This is a genomic window from Noviherbaspirillum sp. (genome assembly GCF_035654295.1).
GTDB lineage: Bacteria > Pseudomonadota > Gammaproteobacteria > Burkholderiales > Burkholderiaceae_D > Noviherbaspirillum.
Map to the genome: position 1 here is coordinate 1 of NZ_DASRXF010000180.1, position 15882 is coordinate 15882.

The window sequence follows — 15882 nt, forward strand, 5'->3', positions numbered from 1 at the left end:
ACCTTGATCAGCACGAAGGCCAGCATCGCGCCCATGATCAGTTCCCACACGCCTTCCACCCAGAGGTGAACCACCCACCACCAGTAGTACTTGTCCTTGACCAGGTTGGCCGGGTTGTAGAACGAGAACAGGAAGAAGATCGCCAGGCCCCACAGACCCACCAGCATGACCAGGTTGATGCTGGTCTTGCGGCCGCGCAGGACGGTCAGCGAGATGTTGTACAGGAAGACCAGTGCCACGATGACGATGCCCACCTTGGTCGGCAGCGGCTGTTCGAGGAACTCGCGGCCCATCGTCGCCAGCATGTCATTGCCGGTGTACTCGGCAAGCTTGGCATACGGGACTGCGAGGTAGCCGACGATGGTCGCCGCGCCGGCGATCAGGAACACCCAGAAGGTGGCCAGCGCCAGCTTGGGGCTGTGCAGCTCGCGCTCCGATTCCTCGGGAATGAGGTAGTAGGCGGCGCCCATGAAGCCGAACAGCAGCCACACGATGAGCAGGTTGGTGTGGACCATGCGGGCCACGTTGAAGGGGATCGCCGGGAACAGGAAGTCCCCCACGACATACTGCAGGCCCATGATCAGGCCGAACAGGATCTGCCCGAAGAAGAGGCCGATCGCCGCGATGAAATAAGGCTTCGCGACCGCCTGTGATTTGAATTGCATTATTTTCTCCGCTTGTTGCTGTGGACTGGATTCGATCAGCCTTCGATATTCGGCGGCCACTTGCTGGTGTTGATCTCCGAGGTGTACTTCAGGAAGTTCACCAGGTCATCCAACTGCTGGTCGTTCAGGTTGAACTGGGGCATCTGGCGGCGGCCGGGAGCGCCGGTCGGCTGGATCTTCATCCACGACTTGATGAAGTCGCCGCCGCGGCGGGTGTACACGTTGGCAAGCTCGGGTGCGAAATAGGCACCCTCGCCCATCAGCGTGTGGCAGCCGATGCAGTTGCGCGTTTCCCAAATGTGCTTGCCGCGCACGACGGATTCCGTCAGGTTTTCGCGGTTGTCACGTTTGGGCAGCGTCTGCATGGTGTCGAAGGTCATTGCCAGGAATAGCAGGAAGAAGAACACCGCGCCGCCATAGAAGATGTTCCGGGCTGCGGATTTTGTGAAGGAAGCGCTCATGTCAGGGTAGTCCTATGTCTGAACCGGAAAGGATTTCGGCGCGTTGCACGTGCCGACGGTCCAAATCATACATTCCATATGCATCTTTAAGAAAGGGGGAAATTGCCTCTTTGTGGCTTAAAGTTGGAAAATTTGCAGACCTTGATTCAAGTTAAGGACAGGGTTGGCGCGCTCAGCTCCCATAATCATGTGACGCTGTTCTCGCCGCCCCGGCGTACACTACACCGACCCCACAGCAGCAGGAGCGCCCTCTTACATGGCAAAGGAAACCAGCATGCACAAGCCGATCCGCGTCGCCGTCGTCGAAGACGATGCACGCACCCTTTCCCGGCTGTGCGGGGCGATCGTGCGCGAGCCCGGTTTCGTGCTCGCCGAATCCTTCAGTTGCGGGCTGCCGGCCATTGCCTGGCTGCGCCATCATCCTGTCGATATCCTTTTGACCGACCTCGGGCTGCCGGACACCTCCGGCATCGAAGTGATCCGTGCCTGCGTGGAGCACCAGGCGCAGTGCGACATCATGGTGATCACCATGTTCGGCGACGAGAAGAATGTGCTGACCTCGATCGAAAGCGGGGCGATGGGATATATCCTCAAGGGGATCGATGAGATGGATGTCGGCCGCGCGATGCGCGACCTGCGCGCCGGCGGATCGCCGATGACGCCGCTGATCGCCCGCAAGGTGCTCACCCGCGCACGCCGCAGCGACCCTTCGGCTGCCGCCCAGGATGGCGGAACGCAGGCGCCTGCTGTCGCGCTGACGAATCGCGAGGCGGAGATCCTCAACCTGATCGCGCGCGGTTACACCTACGAAGAAGTGTCCAAGCTGCTTTCGGTATCCTTATCGACCGTGCAGACCCACATCAAGAACACCTACGGCAAGCTCGCCGTGAAGTCGCGCGCCGAAGCGGTTTATGAAGCCAACCGGATGGGGCTGCTCCGGTCGCGCGCATTCTAGATGCGCAAGCGCACGGCAATGCGGATGCATATCGCATGGATTCTTGCGCTGGTCAACCTGTTCCTCGTTCCCGCCTTCGGTATGACGGTGATCGAGGATGCGGAAGTCATCATCGAAAGCTCTGGCGTGCCGGGCCAGCCGGTCGCCATCAAGTTGCCATTCAACTGGGACACCGCGCAAGGCGGCATGGACGGCAAGGCCCGCGTACTGATCCGCTTCCCGGCGGATGATCCGCGCGCACCGCTCGGCATTCTCTTCTCGCGCCTCGGCAACGCCTATGAAGCCCGCCTCAATGGCGTGCTGCTCGGGGCAAAAGGCAGCGGCAACGATCCCCATGAGGATTACTCCAAGCAGCCGCAGTTCTTCAAGGTGCCGGAAGGCGTGCTGCAGGAGAAGAATGAACTGGCTATCCTCGTGCACGCGCAGGGCGGCCGGCGCGCCGGCGTGAGCGTGCCGGTCATCGGGCCGGCCGATGAAGTGCACCGGCAATACGAAGAGGCCTACCGCTGGCGCGTCAGCGGCTTCCTGGCCCTGTCCATCGTCAGTGCGGTGCTCGGCGTGATCGCGCTGCTGCTCTGGCTTCGGCAGCGAGAGCCGCTGTACGTGTACTACGGCGTCGGTGAAATCCTGTGGGCAATCCTGGTCAGCGATACGCTTGCCCAACGTACCCTGCTCCCATGGCCGTGGTGGGGCATCGTCGTGTTCTCGGCCTATGCGCTGGCGGCCGCGCTCATTTCAAAATTTTCGCTTATCTTTGTCGACCGCCATGCAGGACCGATGAAGATCTTCGGCGACTGGCACGCATGGCTGACCGTGCCCGCAGTGGCAGCCTCGTTCCTGCTGCGCATGCCGCTTCTGTTGTCGGTGTGGCTCGGAATCACGCTGCTGGTCTGCATCGGCACCGCGCTCATTGCAGTCGTGGAAGGGATGAAGAGCCGGGAGCTGGAAAAGCGCGTGCTCGCCGTCGCCGTCATCGCCACCTGCATTGCCGCCACGCGCGACATGCTCTACTTCCGGGTCTTTCCTGGATTCGGCGGCGTTCCCTGGGTCCGCTATGCATGGGTCGCCTTCGGCGTGACGCTGGCCTGGACGATTGCCGAGCGTCTGCGCAAGTCGGCCCAGGCCATCGCCAGCATGAACCAGGATCTGGCGCAGCGCCTCGCGGAAGGAGAGGCAAAGCTGGCCGCCACCTACGCTGCGCAGGCGGAGACGCAACGCAACCAGGCCATCGTCGAGGAACGGCAGCGCCTGACGCGCGACATGCATGACGGACTCGGCAGCCAGCTCCTCGGCGCGCTCCAGCTTTCGCAGAATCCGGAAGTGGCACGGGAAGTCATCACCGCACACCTGCGCGAAGCGCTGGACCACCTCAAACTCACCGTCGACGCCATGCAGGACATCGAAGGCGATATCGCGTCGCTGCTGGGCGCCCTGCGCTACCGCCTGAGCGAGCGGCTGGACGCCGCCGGCATCCGGCTGGCGTGGTCGGTCGATCCCTTGCCCGCGATCGGCGGCTGGACGCTTCAGCAATCGCGGGACCTGCAAATGATCCTGTTCGAAGCATTCTCGAACCTGCTCGCGCACTCGGGCGCATCGAATGCGAGTCTGCGTGCGGAGTATCTCGGCCGCGAGCATGCGATCCGCATCCGGCTGTCGGACGACGGCAAGGGCTTCAATCCGCGTTCGCAGGAAGGCCCGGGCGGGCACGGCCTGGCCAATATGCGTTCGCGTACGGCACGCCTGGGCGCAGCACTGGATATCGAGAGTTCCCCGGCGGGCACCTGCGTCAACCTGCTTCTGCCCCTTCCCTCGGCCTGAAGCGCGGGACGTCCATTCCGTTGTTGCCTCACATGAACATGTGAGGCGGGGAAACAGTGTGCCGTTTATTCTTGCGCGTATTCAGTCAACGACCGGGGTGCGCTCATGAAACCAAGCCTATTTGCGATGCTGCCGCTGCTCGTGCTGGCGGCATGCGGCGGCCAAGGCGGCGAGAGCGCGGCGCCGGAGCGTCAGGCGGCGCAGGTGCATGCGCAATCCGAGCGGCGCCTGTCCAACACGACGGACAGCAGCAATGTGCTGTCCGATGCCGGCTTCGAGAACGGCGGCAGTGGCTGGACTGCATCCGAGGCCGTACTTGTGCTCGGGTCTTCCTCGGCGCGCACCGGCACCGGTTATGCATGGCTGGGCGGCTATAACTCGGCAAACGACATCCTGTACCAGTCGGTCAGCATTCCCGCCTCAGCAACCAGCAGCTACCTGCAATTCTGGTACGTGATCAAGACCAGGGAGCTCTCGGTCTTCAGTGCGCCCGACACGATGAAGGTGGAGGTGTACGACGCCTCCGGCGCAAGCAAGCTCGCAAGCCTTGCCACCCTGTCCAACCTCGATGTCTCGTATGCCTGGAAACAAAGCGCGCAATACGATCTTTCCGCGCACAAGGGAAAGACTGTGCGCCTGAAGTTCACGGCCACGACGGACGCCTCGAATTCTACGGATTTCCTGCTGGATGACATCGTCGTCCATGCGCCGGCGGCAGCGTCCGGCCCGGTTGTGTCGGGTAACGTGGCGACGTTCGGCGGCAATCGATCGAACTACACGATCGCCAGGACGACGTCCGGCTTCAGCGTGACGGACAAGTCGACCGGCGTGCCCGCGAGCCTCGGTTTCCCCGCGGTGGACACCCTCAAATTCGCCGACGTGACGATCAACCTCCAGGTCGGGACCAAGGCGGCAAGCATTTCCGCGTCGGACCTCAACTCGCTGGTCGAGCTGTACATCGCCTACTTCAACCGCGTGCCCGACGCCGATGGCATGAGTTACTGGATCGACCAGCTCAAGGCCGGCGCATCGCTGTCGCAGATCGGCCAGTCCTTCTACAGCGCGGCGGTGCAATACTCCTCGCTGACCGGTTACACGGCCAACATGAGCAATGCCGATTTCGTCCGGCTGATCTACAAGAACGTGCTCGGCCGCGCCACGCCGGATACGGATGGATTGATCTACTGGTCGGATGCGCTCGCAAACGGCACCCAGACGCGCGGCACGCTGGTCAAGACGATGCTGGAGTCCGCCCATTCGTTCAAGGGCAACACGACCTTCGGCTGGGTGGCGGACCTGCTGGACAACAAGGTCTCCGTCGCCACCTACTTCGCGGTACAGCAGGGCATCACCTACAACTCCCCTTCCGATTCGATCTCGAAGGGCATGCAGATCGCATCCGCGGTGACGCAATCGGATACGACCGCCGCAAAGGGACTGGTGCCGACCGGCGACCCCACACTCAACCTCAAGCCGGAAGACTCGACGGTGACCTGCACGCCGCCGCAGGTCCTGGTGAACGGCGTATGCACGACCGTGTCCGAGACACGCATTCGGCCCGGCTTCATGTTTGAAGTCGCCTACAGCCCGGCGGGGTCGACCTATTACCTGCAGTTTGGCTACGTGGGCACGGGGAGCTCGAGCCACGACACGCTGGGCAGCGCTTCGGTGACCGCGGAGGAAGCGGCGGAAGATCCGGAGGAGTTGCCCGCTGCACTCGATGCGGCGACGAAGGCCATTGCGGAGTTCAATGCCATCATCGATCGCCTGTGGGACGCAAAGACCTACCCGCCGCACAACACGATGGTGGCGATCTTCCGCGGCGCGGTACAGAAGGCGCTGGCTGAAGAAGATGCAAGCGTGGCCGGCCCCTATGCGGTCTCCAAGTTTGTGGAGGCCGGCTATCCGGCCGCATCGGGAGGCTCCGGCAACCCCGATACCGGTTCGGGTCCCAAGTCGCCTTGCAAGGAACAGTATGCCGGGCCGCTGGACGATCCGCAGGTCTATACCTTCTGCCAGAACGCATACGGGAACTCCTGCATCGACCGCGAAAACGGGACGTCCTTGTATCGCCAGCAGACGACGGTGGTGTGCGGCATTCTCGGCAACTGGCTCAAGACCCTGGGCGACAGCCGGACCGCGCAGCAGTACTGCTCTTACTGCAATCCCGCCAACATCCCCTGACCCGGCGCCATTGCCGCTCGAAGGCCCTGCCCAAACGCAGGGCCTTTCGTTTTCGGGAAGCGGGTCTTCGTCGAGGCGCGAGCGGAAGGCCCTCTCCTGTCACGGTTCGATATGGGAAAGCACGGCGAGGAAGAACGGTGGAAAGGCCTCAGGCCAGCGCAAGATGCTGCTGCTGCTCGGGCAGGAACTCGCGGATGTCGCGCGGCTTGCGGCGGCGCGGGTGCCGGATCTCGTCGCGGCGCAGTTCGCGCGCGGCGCGCCAGAGGACCATGTCGTCTTCATAAGAGCGCAGCGAGCGCGTCTTTTCCCATGCCACGCGACGGTGGGTGATGAAGTCCCACAGGACGGGCGTCAATCCATCGAGCCTGCCCTCCGCCTGCAGCTTGAGCGCCACACCCATCACGTCGCCCGCATGCGGCACGTCTTCCGGGAAGTGGATGGAATTGGCCCAGGCGCGCACGTCGCAAAAGTCGAGGACCTGTCCGCGAATGGGTTTTTGCCAATGGTCGGGGTGCGCGCCCTGGTTGGGCCAGCGTCCCGCGCCTACCGGTGTACCTGCTTTGAACATCGTGCCCTCCTTCGGATCGCATACTGTTCATGCATACAGTATAGCGCGGTTTTGGCCTTTGTTCATGCGGGTTTCAGGCGATTTGGGCGGTCTTTCCCGAGTGTAAACGGGTGGATTTCAAATGCATCGCGTTTAATGCGACATAGATCGCGACATTAATTTGCACATTAAACCTATAACGCACTGTTTTTCAATGCATTTTAGCCATATAATCGCGACATAAATCACGACATTATTCCGTAAAGTGCGCTTGCGAAACGATTCCGGCCAACAATCCTTGATTGCCATGCTCGGGCGCGGCCCTTCCGGTGCCGCCACCCTTGCCGAGGCAATCGGGGTGACGTCGCGGACAATTCAGCGCTGGCTGGGAGAACGCGCGGATATCTGCTCAACCGGAGCCGCATCGCGGACCCGCTATGCGCTTCAGCGCCCCGTGCGCGGCCGGCTCGACCGGCACCCGCTCTATCGCGTCGACGAACATGGCGCCATTGCCGAAGCCGGAAGCCTGACGCCTGTTTATCCGGAGGGCTCCCTCTGCAGCCTGCAGTCGCTGGAGTGGCCGGTCGACGGCGCGTCCCTCGAAGGCTGGTGGGAGGGCCTGCCCTATCCCTTGTACGACATGCGTCCGCAGGGCTTCCTGGGGCGCATGTTCGCGCGGCGGTTTCACCGGGTGCTGGAGATCCCCGAAGATCCGCGTCGATGGAGCGACGACGATATCCTGACCATACTTACTCGGGAAGGATGGGACACCAGCGGCAACCTGATCCTCGGCGAATCCGCCTTGCAGCGCTGGCAGGAAGAACTGATGTCGCCCGAACCGGCGATTCCGGAAGACGAACACCTGGACGCCTACCTCACGCTGGCGCAGGCGGTTGCCGCACTCGGCATTGCCGGCGGCAGCGCCGGTGGCGAGTTCCCGAAATTCCCGGCCATCCGGAGCCTGGCGGGCGCAGCGACCGAACACGTCATCGTCAAGTTTTCCGGCGAGGTATTGCCGGGCGCGACGCAACGCTGGTCGGACCTGCTCGTGTGCGAGCATCTGGCGTCCACCCACATCGCGGCAATGCCCGGCGTGTCCGCTGCCCGCACCCGGCTCCTGCAGGGCCGGAACCGCAGCTTCCTCGAATCCGAGCGCTTCGACCGTGCCGGCCGGTTTGGCCGTACGCCGCTGGTCAGCCTCGAATCGCTTAACGGACATCTGCTTGGAACAGGCGGCGAAGACTGGCGCGCGCCTGTGCGCCGCCTCGTGCAGATGAAACTGCTCGACCAGGATGGACTGGACGCGGTACTGCGCATGTGGTGGTTCGGCAAGCTGATCGCCAACAGCGACATGCACATGGGGAACCTGAGTTTCGTCCCTGGCACGGGGAAGTTTCCCAAATTCCATGTAGCGCCCGCCTACGACATGCTGCCGATGGCATATGCGCCGCTGCCCGGGGGTGAGGTGCCTGCGGTTACGCCGCAGTTCGCAATGCCGGTGCCTGCGGAGCAGGACGCATGGCTTGATGCTTGTGCATGCGCGATTGCGTTGTGGGATGAGGCCGCGGCCGATGCGCGTATCAGCGCACCGTTCCGCGTACTGTGCGGCGAGAACGCCGCCTTGCTGGAGACAATCCGGAAGAAGGTGGTGCCGGCGTAGGGCCGGCACCTGCTGATATCAGCCGATCACTTGCCCGGCAGCTTGCCCTGCACGCCTTCGACGTAGAAATCCATCTTGTTCAGCGCGTCGTCATTCAGGGCGCCCTTGTCGAGGCGGACCTTGCCTTCGTTGTCCTTGACCGGTGCGTCGAACGGGGTGATCTTGCCGGAGACGATATCCTTCTCGGCGGCGGCGACCAGCTTCTTCACGTCTTCGGGCACGCTGGCGTTGATCGATTCCAGCTTCACGAAGCCATCCTTGATGCCGCCCCAGACGCCGCTGGTCTTCCACTTGCCATCCACCACCGCTTGCGCCGACTTGGTGTAGTAGTCGCCCCAGTGGTGGGTCACGGCGGCGAGCTGTGCCTTCGGGCCGAACTTCTTCATATCGGAGTGGTAGCCGACCGCAAACTTGCCCTTCTCTTCCGCGGCCTGCACAGCGGCGTGGGAGTCGGTATGGTGGGTGACGATGTCGGCGCCCTGGCCCATCAGGGTGATGGCCGCATCGCGCTCCTTGCCCGGATCGAACCAGCTGTTGACCCAGATCACGCGCACTTCAGCCTTCGGGTTCACGCTGCGCATGCCGCGGGTGAAGGCGTTGATGCCTTGCAGGACTTCCGGGATCGGGAACGCACCGACGTAACCGGCAACATTCGACTTGGTCATCTTGCCCGCGAGGACGCCGGCGAGGTAGCGGGCTTCATAGAAACGCGCGTTGGCGGTGGCGACGTTCGGCGCGGTCTTGTAGCCGGTGAGGTGAACGAACTTCACGTCCGGGAATTGCTTGGCCACCTTCAGCGTCGGGTTCATGTAGCCGAACGAGGTCGTGAAGATCAGCTTGTTGCCTTGCTGCGCGAGATCGCGGATCACGCGTTCGGCGTCGGCGCCTTCCGGCACGCTTTCGACGAAGCGCGTCTTGACCTTGTTGCCGAGGGCCTGCTCCATCTGCTTGCGGCCCAGGTCGTGCTGGTAGGTCCAGCCGGCTTCACCGATGGGGCTGACATAGACGAAACCCACGTTGAGCGGCGCAGGGTCCGCGGCAAATGCCATTGCGGGCAGTACGGCAATCGCGGCCAGGGCGCCGCGGATGAAGCTTTTCGACATGGTATTCCTCTACAGTTGACTCCCACTGGTTGATCAATGGACCCGAATCGCGCCGAGTGGGAACAACAGCGGGATTGTCCGGACGACGGATCGCCGTGCGTCGATGTCCAAATTGCTTCGGGCGGCAATATATCACCAACCAAGCCTCATTGCGGGTGAAAATTCTTCCCCAACGAAGCCGGCATGTTCAGCTTGATCCAGTTTGCATTGGTGGAGATCAGCACCAGCACCACGATGGTGGCGAGGTAGGGCATCATCGACAGCCACTGCGAGGCGATGGATACGCCCAGCCCCTGCGCGTGGAAAGTCATCATGGTCACGCCGCCGAACAGGTAGGCGCCGACCAGCACCCGCGCCGGACGCCAGGTGGCAAAGGTGGTGAGCGCCAGCGCGATCCAGCCGCGTCCCGCCACCATGCCTTCGACCCACATCGGCGTGTACACCAGCGACATGAATGCCCCCGCGAGTCCGCAGCAGGCGCCGCCGAACAGCAGGGCCGCCAGCCGGATCAGGCGCACGTTGTAGCCGAGCGCGTGGGCCGACGACGGCGACTCGCCCACCGCGCGCAGCACGAGGCCGGAACGGCTGCGATAGAGGAACCAGACGATGCCGGCAACCAGCAGCAGCGACAGGTAGACCATCGGATGCTGGCGGAACAGCGCGGTGCCGAGGAAGGGAATGTCGGCCAGGTAGGGAATCGCGAACTTCGGGTTTTCCAGGCTGTGACCCACATAGCTGATGCCAATGTAGGCCGACGCGCCGCCGCCGAACAGCGACAGCGCTAGCCCGGTCGCATACTGGTTGGTGCCCAGCCACACCGTCAGCAGCGCAAAGAAGCCGGCCAGCAGCATGCCTGCGCAGGCGGCGGTCACGAAGCCGAGCGCAACGCTTTCGGTATGCACCGCGGTGGCAAAGCCGACGATGGCGGCGACCAGCATCATGCCCTCCGCCCCCAGGTTCACGACCCCGGATTTTTCATTGATCAGCAAACCGAGCGCGGCCAGCATCAGCGGGGTGCCGGCATTGATCGAGGCGGCGACCTGTGGCGCAAAGGATTCCATTATTTTCTCCAGCTCAGTTTGTAGTGGATCAGCACGTCGCAGGCCAGCAGCGAGAACAGCAGAATGCCCTGGAACACGCCGGTGATGGAGTTCGGCATGCCCAGGCGCGACTGCGACAGCTCGCCGCCGATATAGAACAGCGCCATGATGAAGCTCGAGAACAGCACGCCGACCGGATGCAGGCGGCCGACGTAGGCCACGATGATGGCGGCGAAACCGTAGCCGGGCGATACCGAGGGCGTGAGCTGGCCGATCGGGCCGAGCACTTCGGCGGTGCCTGCCATGCCGGCCAGCGCGCCGCACAGCAGCATCGAGGTCCACAAGGCCTTGCGCGAGGAAAAGCCGGCGTAGCGCGCGGCCGCGGGCGCCATGCCGCCCACCTGCAGGCGGTAGCCGGCGAAGCTGCGCGACAGGAACACCCAGCCGAGCGCGGAGGCGGCGACCGCCATCGCAAAGCCGGCATGCAGGCGCGTGCCCTCGATGATGTTCGGCAGCAGATAACCGTCGGACAGCATGCGCGACTGCGGGAAATTGAAACCTTCGGGATCGCGCAGCGGGCCGTGCACCACATAGCTGAGCAACAGCTGCGCCACATAGACCAGCATCAGCGACACCAGGATTTCACTGGCATTGAAACGGTCGCGCAGGAAGGCGGTGATCGCCGCCCACGCCATGCCGCCCGCCATGCCGGCCAGCAGCACGAGCGCGATCATCATGGCGCCGCCGCCTTCGCCCTGGTCGAAGTACAGGCCGACGGCGCCGCCGGTCATCGCACCTACCACGAGCTGTCCTTCGGCGCCGATATTGAACACGTTGGCGCGGAAGCAGACAGCCAGGCCGACGGCGATCAGCAGCAGCGGCGCCACCTTCACGCCCACTTCCGCCCATCCCTGCAAGTCCCGGATCGGTTCGATGAAGAACACCGCAAGTCCGGTCAGCGGATTCTTGCCCAGCGCGAGGAACAGGATCGCGCCGCACAGCACCGTCAGCAGCACGGCGAACACCGGTGACAGCCACGACATCAGCGCGGACGGGCTGGGCCGCTTTTCCATCTTAAGCATTGGCCACCTCCTGCGGCGCCGGTTGTTTTTCATCCCACAGTCCGCTCATCCACTGGCCGATCAAGTCCACCGTGGCCTGCGAGCGCTTGATCGAGGGCGACAGTCTGCCCTTGGCCATCACGACGAGGCGGTCGGAAATTTCAAAGAGTTCGTCGAGTTCTTCGGACACCACCAGCAGCGCGCAGCCGGCATCGCGCAGGGCCACCAGCTCGGCGCGGATCTGCGCCGCGGCGCCCACGTCCACCCCCCAGGTAGGCTGGGCCACGATCAATACCTTCGGCTCGCGCATCACTTCGCGGCCGACGATGTACTTCTGCAGATTGCCGCCGGACAGACTGCCGGCCGTCGCATGCGGCCCCGGCGCCTTGACCTTGAAGCGCTTGATGATGGCGGCGGCGAGCTCGTGGATTGCAGCGAAGCGGATCAGGCCGTGGCGCACGCTGTGGCTGTCCTGGTGCGACAGCAGGATGTTGTGCGCCAGCGAGAGGTCGGGCACGGCGCCGCGCCCGAGGCGCTCTTCCGGCACGAAGCCCAGACCGCGCTTGCGGCGGCGGGCGGCGTTCATGCGGCCCACCGGCTCGCCGTTCAAAACGATGGCATCGGGCCGCGCGCGCAGGTCTTCACCCGACAGCGCGGCGAGCAGTTCCTGCTGGCCGTTGCCCGACACCCCGGCGATGCCGACGATCTCGCCGGCATGCAGATCGAGGTTGATGTCTGCCAGCTCGGTGCCGAAGGGATGGCTCCTGGGCAGGGACAGGTCGCGCAGCGAGAGCAGCTTCTCCCCCGGCAGGCGCTCGACGGCCTTGATCTCGGGCGGTTCGGCGCCGATCATCATGCGCGACAGGCTGGCCGCGGTTTCCTGCGTCGGGTCGCAGATGCCGGTCACTTTGCCGGCCCGCATCACGGTGCACTTGTGGCAGAGCGCGCGGATTTCATCGAGCTTGTGGCTGATGTAGAGGATGCTGCAGCCTTCCTTGGCCAGCTGCCGCAGCGTGCCGAACAGCTTGTCGACCGCCTGCGGCGTCAGCACGGAAGTCGGCTCGTCGAGGATCAGCAACTGCGGCTTGGCCAGCAGCGCGCGCACGATCTCCACACGCTGGCATTCGCCCACCGACAGCGTATGCACATGGCGCTCGGGTTCCAGCGGCAGGCCGTACTGGTGCGAGATGTCGCGGATGCGCTTGCTCAGCGCATGCAGGTCCGTATCCCTGGGCAGGCCGAGCGCGATGTTCTCGGTGACGGTGAGGGTATCGAACAGCGAGAAATGCTGGAACACCATGGCGATGCCGAGCTTGCGCGCCTCTGAGGGATTGGCGATGTTCACTTCGCGGCCGTTCCAGAACACATGGCCGGCATCCGGCTTGACCGCGCCATAGATGATTTTCATCAGGGTCGACTTGCCGGCGCCGTTCTCGCCGAGGATCGAATGGATCTCGCCGGGAAGTACGTTCAAGTCGACGCCGTCGTTGGCGACCACGGAAGGATATTTCTTCGTGATCCTGCTCAGGGTTAGGCGGGTATCCATGTCTCACTCTTCAGGGAGTCACTACTGCATAAATCGTCGAAGGCGTTATGGTAGTGGCTCTATTGTGGATTTATTCTTGTTGTTGTCGAAAATTACAGGAAATAAATCACGCCACTATACCTTTGTCTGTATGAGCAATATAGATGCCAGGATATAGGTTTGTAGGACACACTCCGTATGCCCCCGGCGGGGTGACGGGGAGCGCAGTCTGCCATGCGGCGCCGGTTCCGGCAAGCATCTGCCCTCCCCATATTCGTCCTGCGGTATGCCGCCTATTCGGCATGACGTATCCGGCACCCTTTTTTCTATAGGACATTACAGTCCGGGGGATCCCCTTCAACCACGGACGATGGCAGCAGAACCGGTGAAAATCGGTTCTAATAAGCATCGCCGTTCCCAATCAAACCGTTCAGGAGAGACACGTTGAGCACCTTGGAGAACAGGCCGCAGCAAGCCGAGACAACAGTACCAACAGGAGAAAACAGCATGGGCTTTTTGGAGAGGTTCTTCAAGCTGAAGGAACAGGGCACGAATGTGCGCACGGAGCTGCTGGCCGGCGTGACCACCTTCCTGACGATGGCCTACATCATTTTCGTGAACCCCTCCATCCTCGGCGACGCCGGCATGCCCAAGGATGCCGTGTTCGTCGCCACCTGCGTGGCCGCCGCGCTGGGCACGCTGATCATGGGCCTGTATGCGAACTATCCGATCGCACTCGCGCCCGGCATGGGCCTGAACGCCTACTTCGCCTACACGGTGGTGCTCGGCATGGGTTACACCTGGCAGGCGGCGCTGGGCGCGGTCTGCATTTCGGGCATCCTGTTCCTGATCATCAGCGTGCTGCGCATCCGCGAGATGATCGTCAACGGCATTCCGCGCTCGATACGCATCGCCATCACCGCCGGCATCGGCCTCTTCCTCGGCATCATCGCGCTCAAGAACGCCGGCATCGTGGCCGCCAACCCCGCCACGTACATCACGCTGGGCAACCTGCACCAGACCCCGGCCGTGCTCGCCATCGTCGGCTTCTTCATGATCGTGGCGCTGGACCGCCTGCGCGTGAAGGGCGCGATCCTGATCGGCATCGTGGCTGTCACGATCCTGAGCTTCATCTTCGGCGGCAACAAGTTCACCGGCGTCTTTTCCGCCCCGCCGTCGATCGACCCGACGCTGTTCAAGCTCGACCTCTCCGCCGCGCTGTCGATCGGCATCCTGAACGTGGTGCTCGTGTTTTTCCTGGTCGAACTGTTCGACGCCACCGGCACCCTGATGGGCGTGGCCAGCCGCGCCGGCCTGCTGAAGGCCGGCAAGATGGAACGCCTGAACAAGGCGCTGATCGCCGACAGTACCGCCATCGTCGGCGGCGCCTTCCTCGGCACGTCCAGCACCACGGCTTACATCGAAAGTGCATCCGGCGTGCAGGCGGGCGGCCGCACCGGTCTCACCGCGATCGCGGTGGCGGTGCTGTTCCTGGCCTGCCTGTTCATCGCCCCGCTGGCCGGCGCCGTGCCGGCTTACGCCACCGCGCCGGCCCTGTTCTACGTGGCCTGCCTCATGCTGCGCGACCTGGCCGACGTGGACTGGGAGGATACGACCGAAAGCGTGCCTGCCGTCATTACCGCGCTGATGATGCCGTTCACCTTCTCGATCGCCAACGGCGTGGCCTTCGGCTTCATTTCCTTCGCCGGCCTGAAGCTGCTTACCGGCCGCGCGAAGGAGGTGCCGGTGATCGTCTGGATCATCGCGGCGATCTTCGTGTTCCGCTATATCTACCTCGGCGCCGAGTAAGCCCTTCCGCCAAACAAAAAAGTCCGGGATGTCCCGGACTTTTTTGCTTATGTGCCTCATCAATCAAAACGTGCCGAGCGCCTTTTCGAGGTTTGCGACCGTCCGCTCGATATTGTGCAGCTTGTCCAGCCCGAACAGGCCGACGCGGAAGGTCTTGAAATCCGCCGGCTCGTCGCACTGAAGCGGCACGCCGGCGGCGATCTGCAGGCCGGCCTGCGCGAATTTCTTGCCGGACTTCACCTCGTCGTCATCGGTGTAGCTGACGATCACGCCCGGGGCCTTGAAGCCTTCCGCCGCCACGCTGCGGATGCCCTTGCCCTCGAAGAGTTCCCGCACGCGCTTGCCCAGTTCCAGCTGCTCGGCCTTGACCTTGTCGAAGCCGTATTCGTCCATTTCCTTCATCACCTTGCGCAGCACGGCGAGGCCGTCGGTGGGCATGGTGGCGTGGTAGGCGAACGATCCGCCTTCGTAGGCTTCCATGATCTGCATCCACTTGCGCAGGTCGCAGGCGAAGCTGGTGCTGGTGGTGGCATCGATGCGCTCGCGCGCCAGCGGGCTGAGCATGACCAGGCCGCAGCACGGCGATGCGCTCCAGCCTTTCTGCGGCGCGCTGACGAGGATGTCCACGCCGACGGACGGCATGTCGACCCACACCGCGCCTGAGGCGATGCAGTCGAGCACGAACATGCCGCCGACCGCGTGCACCGCTTCGGCCACTTTGCGCATGTAATCGTCGGGCAGGATCATGCCGGACGCGGTTTCGACGTGCGGCGCGAACACGAGGTCGGGCCTGGTTTCGCGGATGGCGGCGACCACTTCCTCGACTGGTGCCGGCGCAAACGCGGCCTGGCTGCCCTGCTCCACGGGGCGAGCCTTCAACACCGTATGTGCGGCGGGGATATTGCCCATCTCCAGGATCTGGGACCAGCGGTAGCTGAACCAGCCGTTGCGGATCACCAGGCATTTCTTGCCGTTGGCGAACTGGCGGCACACCGCTTCCATGCCGAAGGTGCCGCTGCCGGGAACGACGATGGCGGAATGCGCGCCGTACACT

The 15882-nt window shown here is 63.4% G+C and carries 13 protein-coding genes; 5 read left to right on the top strand and 8 right to left on the bottom strand.

Going from position 1 to position 15882, the window contains the following annotated elements:
* Together VFF99_RS17255 and VFF99_RS17260 are read right to left on the bottom strand one after the other, a co-directional pair.
* Positions 1-665 (bottom strand): cbb3-type cytochrome c oxidase subunit I (locus tag VFF99_RS17255; RefSeq protein ID WP_325020076.1); only part of this gene is annotated, 665 nt, incomplete at its 3' end.
* A 35-nt stretch (positions 666-700) separates the two neighbouring features.
* Positions 701-1126: a cytochrome c gene (locus tag VFF99_RS17260; protein ID WP_325020078.1), complete on the bottom strand. Its 426-nt coding sequence runs from the start codon at positions 1124-1126 to the stop codon at positions 701-703.
* A 274-nt stretch (positions 1127-1400) separates the two neighbouring features.
* Here VFF99_RS17260 and VFF99_RS17265 point away from each other — a divergent pair, with 274 nt between their 5' ends.
* The 3 genes from VFF99_RS17265 to VFF99_RS17275 all read left to right on the top strand — a co-directional run bounded on the left by VFF99_RS17265 (position 1401) and on the right by VFF99_RS17275 (position 6083).
* Positions 1401-2081: a response regulator transcription factor gene (locus VFF99_RS17265; RefSeq protein ID WP_325020080.1), complete on the top strand. Its 681-nt coding sequence runs from the start codon at positions 1401-1403 to the stop codon at positions 2079-2081.
* A gap of 24 nt (positions 2082-2105) precedes the next feature.
* Positions 2106-3899: a sensor histidine kinase gene (locus VFF99_RS17270; RefSeq protein WP_325020082.1), complete on the top strand. Its 1794-nt coding sequence runs from the start codon at positions 2106-2108 to the stop codon at positions 3897-3899.
* A gap of 105 nt (positions 3900-4004) precedes the next feature.
* Positions 4005-6083 carry a DUF4214 domain-containing protein gene (locus VFF99_RS17275; RefSeq protein WP_325020084.1) on the top strand — a complete coding sequence of 693 codons (2079 nt, stop codon included), beginning with the start codon at positions 4005-4007 and terminating at the stop codon, positions 6081-6083.
* A 148-nt stretch (positions 6084-6231) separates the two neighbouring features.
* On the opposite strand, the gene VFF99_RS17280 is transcribed toward VFF99_RS17275, so the two are convergent.
* Positions 6232-6651, bottom strand: coding sequence for a hypothetical protein (locus tag VFF99_RS17280; protein ID WP_325020086.1), 420 nt, complete (start codon positions 6649-6651; stop codon positions 6232-6234).
* A gap of 244 nt (positions 6652-6895) precedes the next feature.
* Between VFF99_RS17280 and yjjJ the strand changes: the two genes are divergently transcribed.
* Positions 6896-8290: a type II toxin-antitoxin system HipA family toxin YjjJ gene (yjjJ, locus tag VFF99_RS17285; RefSeq protein WP_325020088.1), complete on the top strand. Its 1395-nt coding sequence runs from the start codon at positions 6896-6898 to the stop codon at positions 8288-8290.
* A 26-nt stretch (positions 8291-8316) separates the two neighbouring features.
* On the opposite strand, the gene VFF99_RS17290 is transcribed toward yjjJ, so the two are convergent.
* The 4 genes from VFF99_RS17290 to VFF99_RS17305 all read right to left on the bottom strand — a co-directional run bounded on the left by VFF99_RS17290 (position 8317) and on the right by VFF99_RS17305 (position 13040).
* Positions 8317-9393 (bottom strand): BMP family ABC transporter substrate-binding protein, encoded by a 1077-nt coding sequence (locus VFF99_RS17290; RefSeq protein WP_325020090.1) that lies wholly within the window; start codon positions 9391-9393, stop codon positions 8317-8319.
* Positions 9394-9539: 146 nt separating this feature from the next.
* Complete coding sequence (locus VFF99_RS17295) at positions 9540-10454, bottom strand: ABC transporter permease (protein WP_325020092.1); 915 nt, start codon at positions 10452-10454, stop codon at positions 9540-9542.
* Positions 10454-11515, bottom strand: a complete 1062-nt coding sequence (locus tag VFF99_RS17300; RefSeq protein WP_325020094.1) for an ABC transporter permease — start codon at positions 11513-11515, stop codon at positions 10454-10456. Before VFF99_RS17300 ends, VFF99_RS17295 begins: the two co-directional genes overlap by 1 nt.
* A complete protein-coding gene (locus VFF99_RS17305) occupies positions 11508-13040 on the bottom strand; it encodes an ABC transporter ATP-binding protein (protein ID WP_325020096.1) in 1533 nt (510 codons plus the stop codon). Before VFF99_RS17305 ends, VFF99_RS17300 begins: the two co-directional genes overlap by 8 nt.
* 486 nt (positions 13041-13526) lie before the next feature.
* Here VFF99_RS17305 and VFF99_RS17310 point away from each other — a divergent pair, with 486 nt between their 5' ends.
* On the top strand, positions 13527-14828 hold the full coding sequence (locus VFF99_RS17310) for an NCS2 family permease (RefSeq protein WP_325020098.1): 1302 nt from the start codon (positions 13527-13529) through the stop codon (positions 14826-14828).
* A gap of 63 nt (positions 14829-14891) precedes the next feature.
* Here VFF99_RS17310 and VFF99_RS17315 read toward each other — a convergent pair whose 3' ends face one another.
* Positions 14892-15881 carry an aminotransferase class V-fold PLP-dependent enzyme gene (locus tag VFF99_RS17315; RefSeq protein ID WP_325020100.1) on the bottom strand — a complete coding sequence of 330 codons (990 nt, stop codon included), beginning with the start codon at positions 15879-15881 and terminating at the stop codon, positions 14892-14894.
* Position 15882: the final 1 nt, after the last annotated feature.

Excerpts from the sequence above, each read along its gene's own strand:
- VFF99_RS17260 (WP_325020078.1), bottom strand. The coding sequence starts at position 1,126 with ATGAGCGCTTCCTTCACAAAATCCGCAGCCCGGAACATCTTCTATGGC.
- VFF99_RS17265 (WP_325020080.1), top strand. The coding sequence starts at position 1,401 with ATGCACAAGCCGATCCGCGTCGCCGTCGTCGAAGACGATGCACGCACC.
- VFF99_RS17270 (WP_325020082.1), top strand. The coding sequence starts at position 2,106 with ATGCATATCGCATGGATTCTTGCGCTGGTCAACCTGTTCCTCGTTCCC.
- VFF99_RS17275 (WP_325020084.1), top strand. The coding sequence starts at position 4,005 with ATGAAACCAAGCCTATTTGCGATGCTGCCGCTGCTCGTGCTGGCGGCA.
- VFF99_RS17280 (WP_325020086.1), bottom strand. The coding sequence starts at position 6,651 with ATGTTCAAAGCAGGTACACCGGTAGGCGCGGGACGCTGGCCCAACCAG.
- VFF99_RS17290 (WP_325020090.1), bottom strand. The coding sequence starts at position 9,393 with ATGTCGAAAAGCTTCATCCGCGGCGCCCTGGCCGCGATTGCCGTACTG.
- VFF99_RS17295 (WP_325020092.1), bottom strand. The coding sequence starts at position 10,454 with ATGGAATCCTTTGCGCCACAGGTCGCCGCCTCGATCAATGCCGGCACC.
- VFF99_RS17300 (WP_325020094.1), bottom strand. The coding sequence starts at position 11,515 with ATGCTTAAGATGGAAAAGCGGCCCAGCCCGTCCGCGCTGATGTCGTGG.
- VFF99_RS17305 (WP_325020096.1), bottom strand. The coding sequence starts at position 13,040 with ATGGATACCCGCCTAACCCTGAGCAGGATCACGAAGAAATATCCTTCC.
- VFF99_RS17310 (WP_325020098.1), top strand. The coding sequence starts at position 13,527 with ATGGGCTTTTTGGAGAGGTTCTTCAAGCTGAAGGAACAGGGCACGAAT.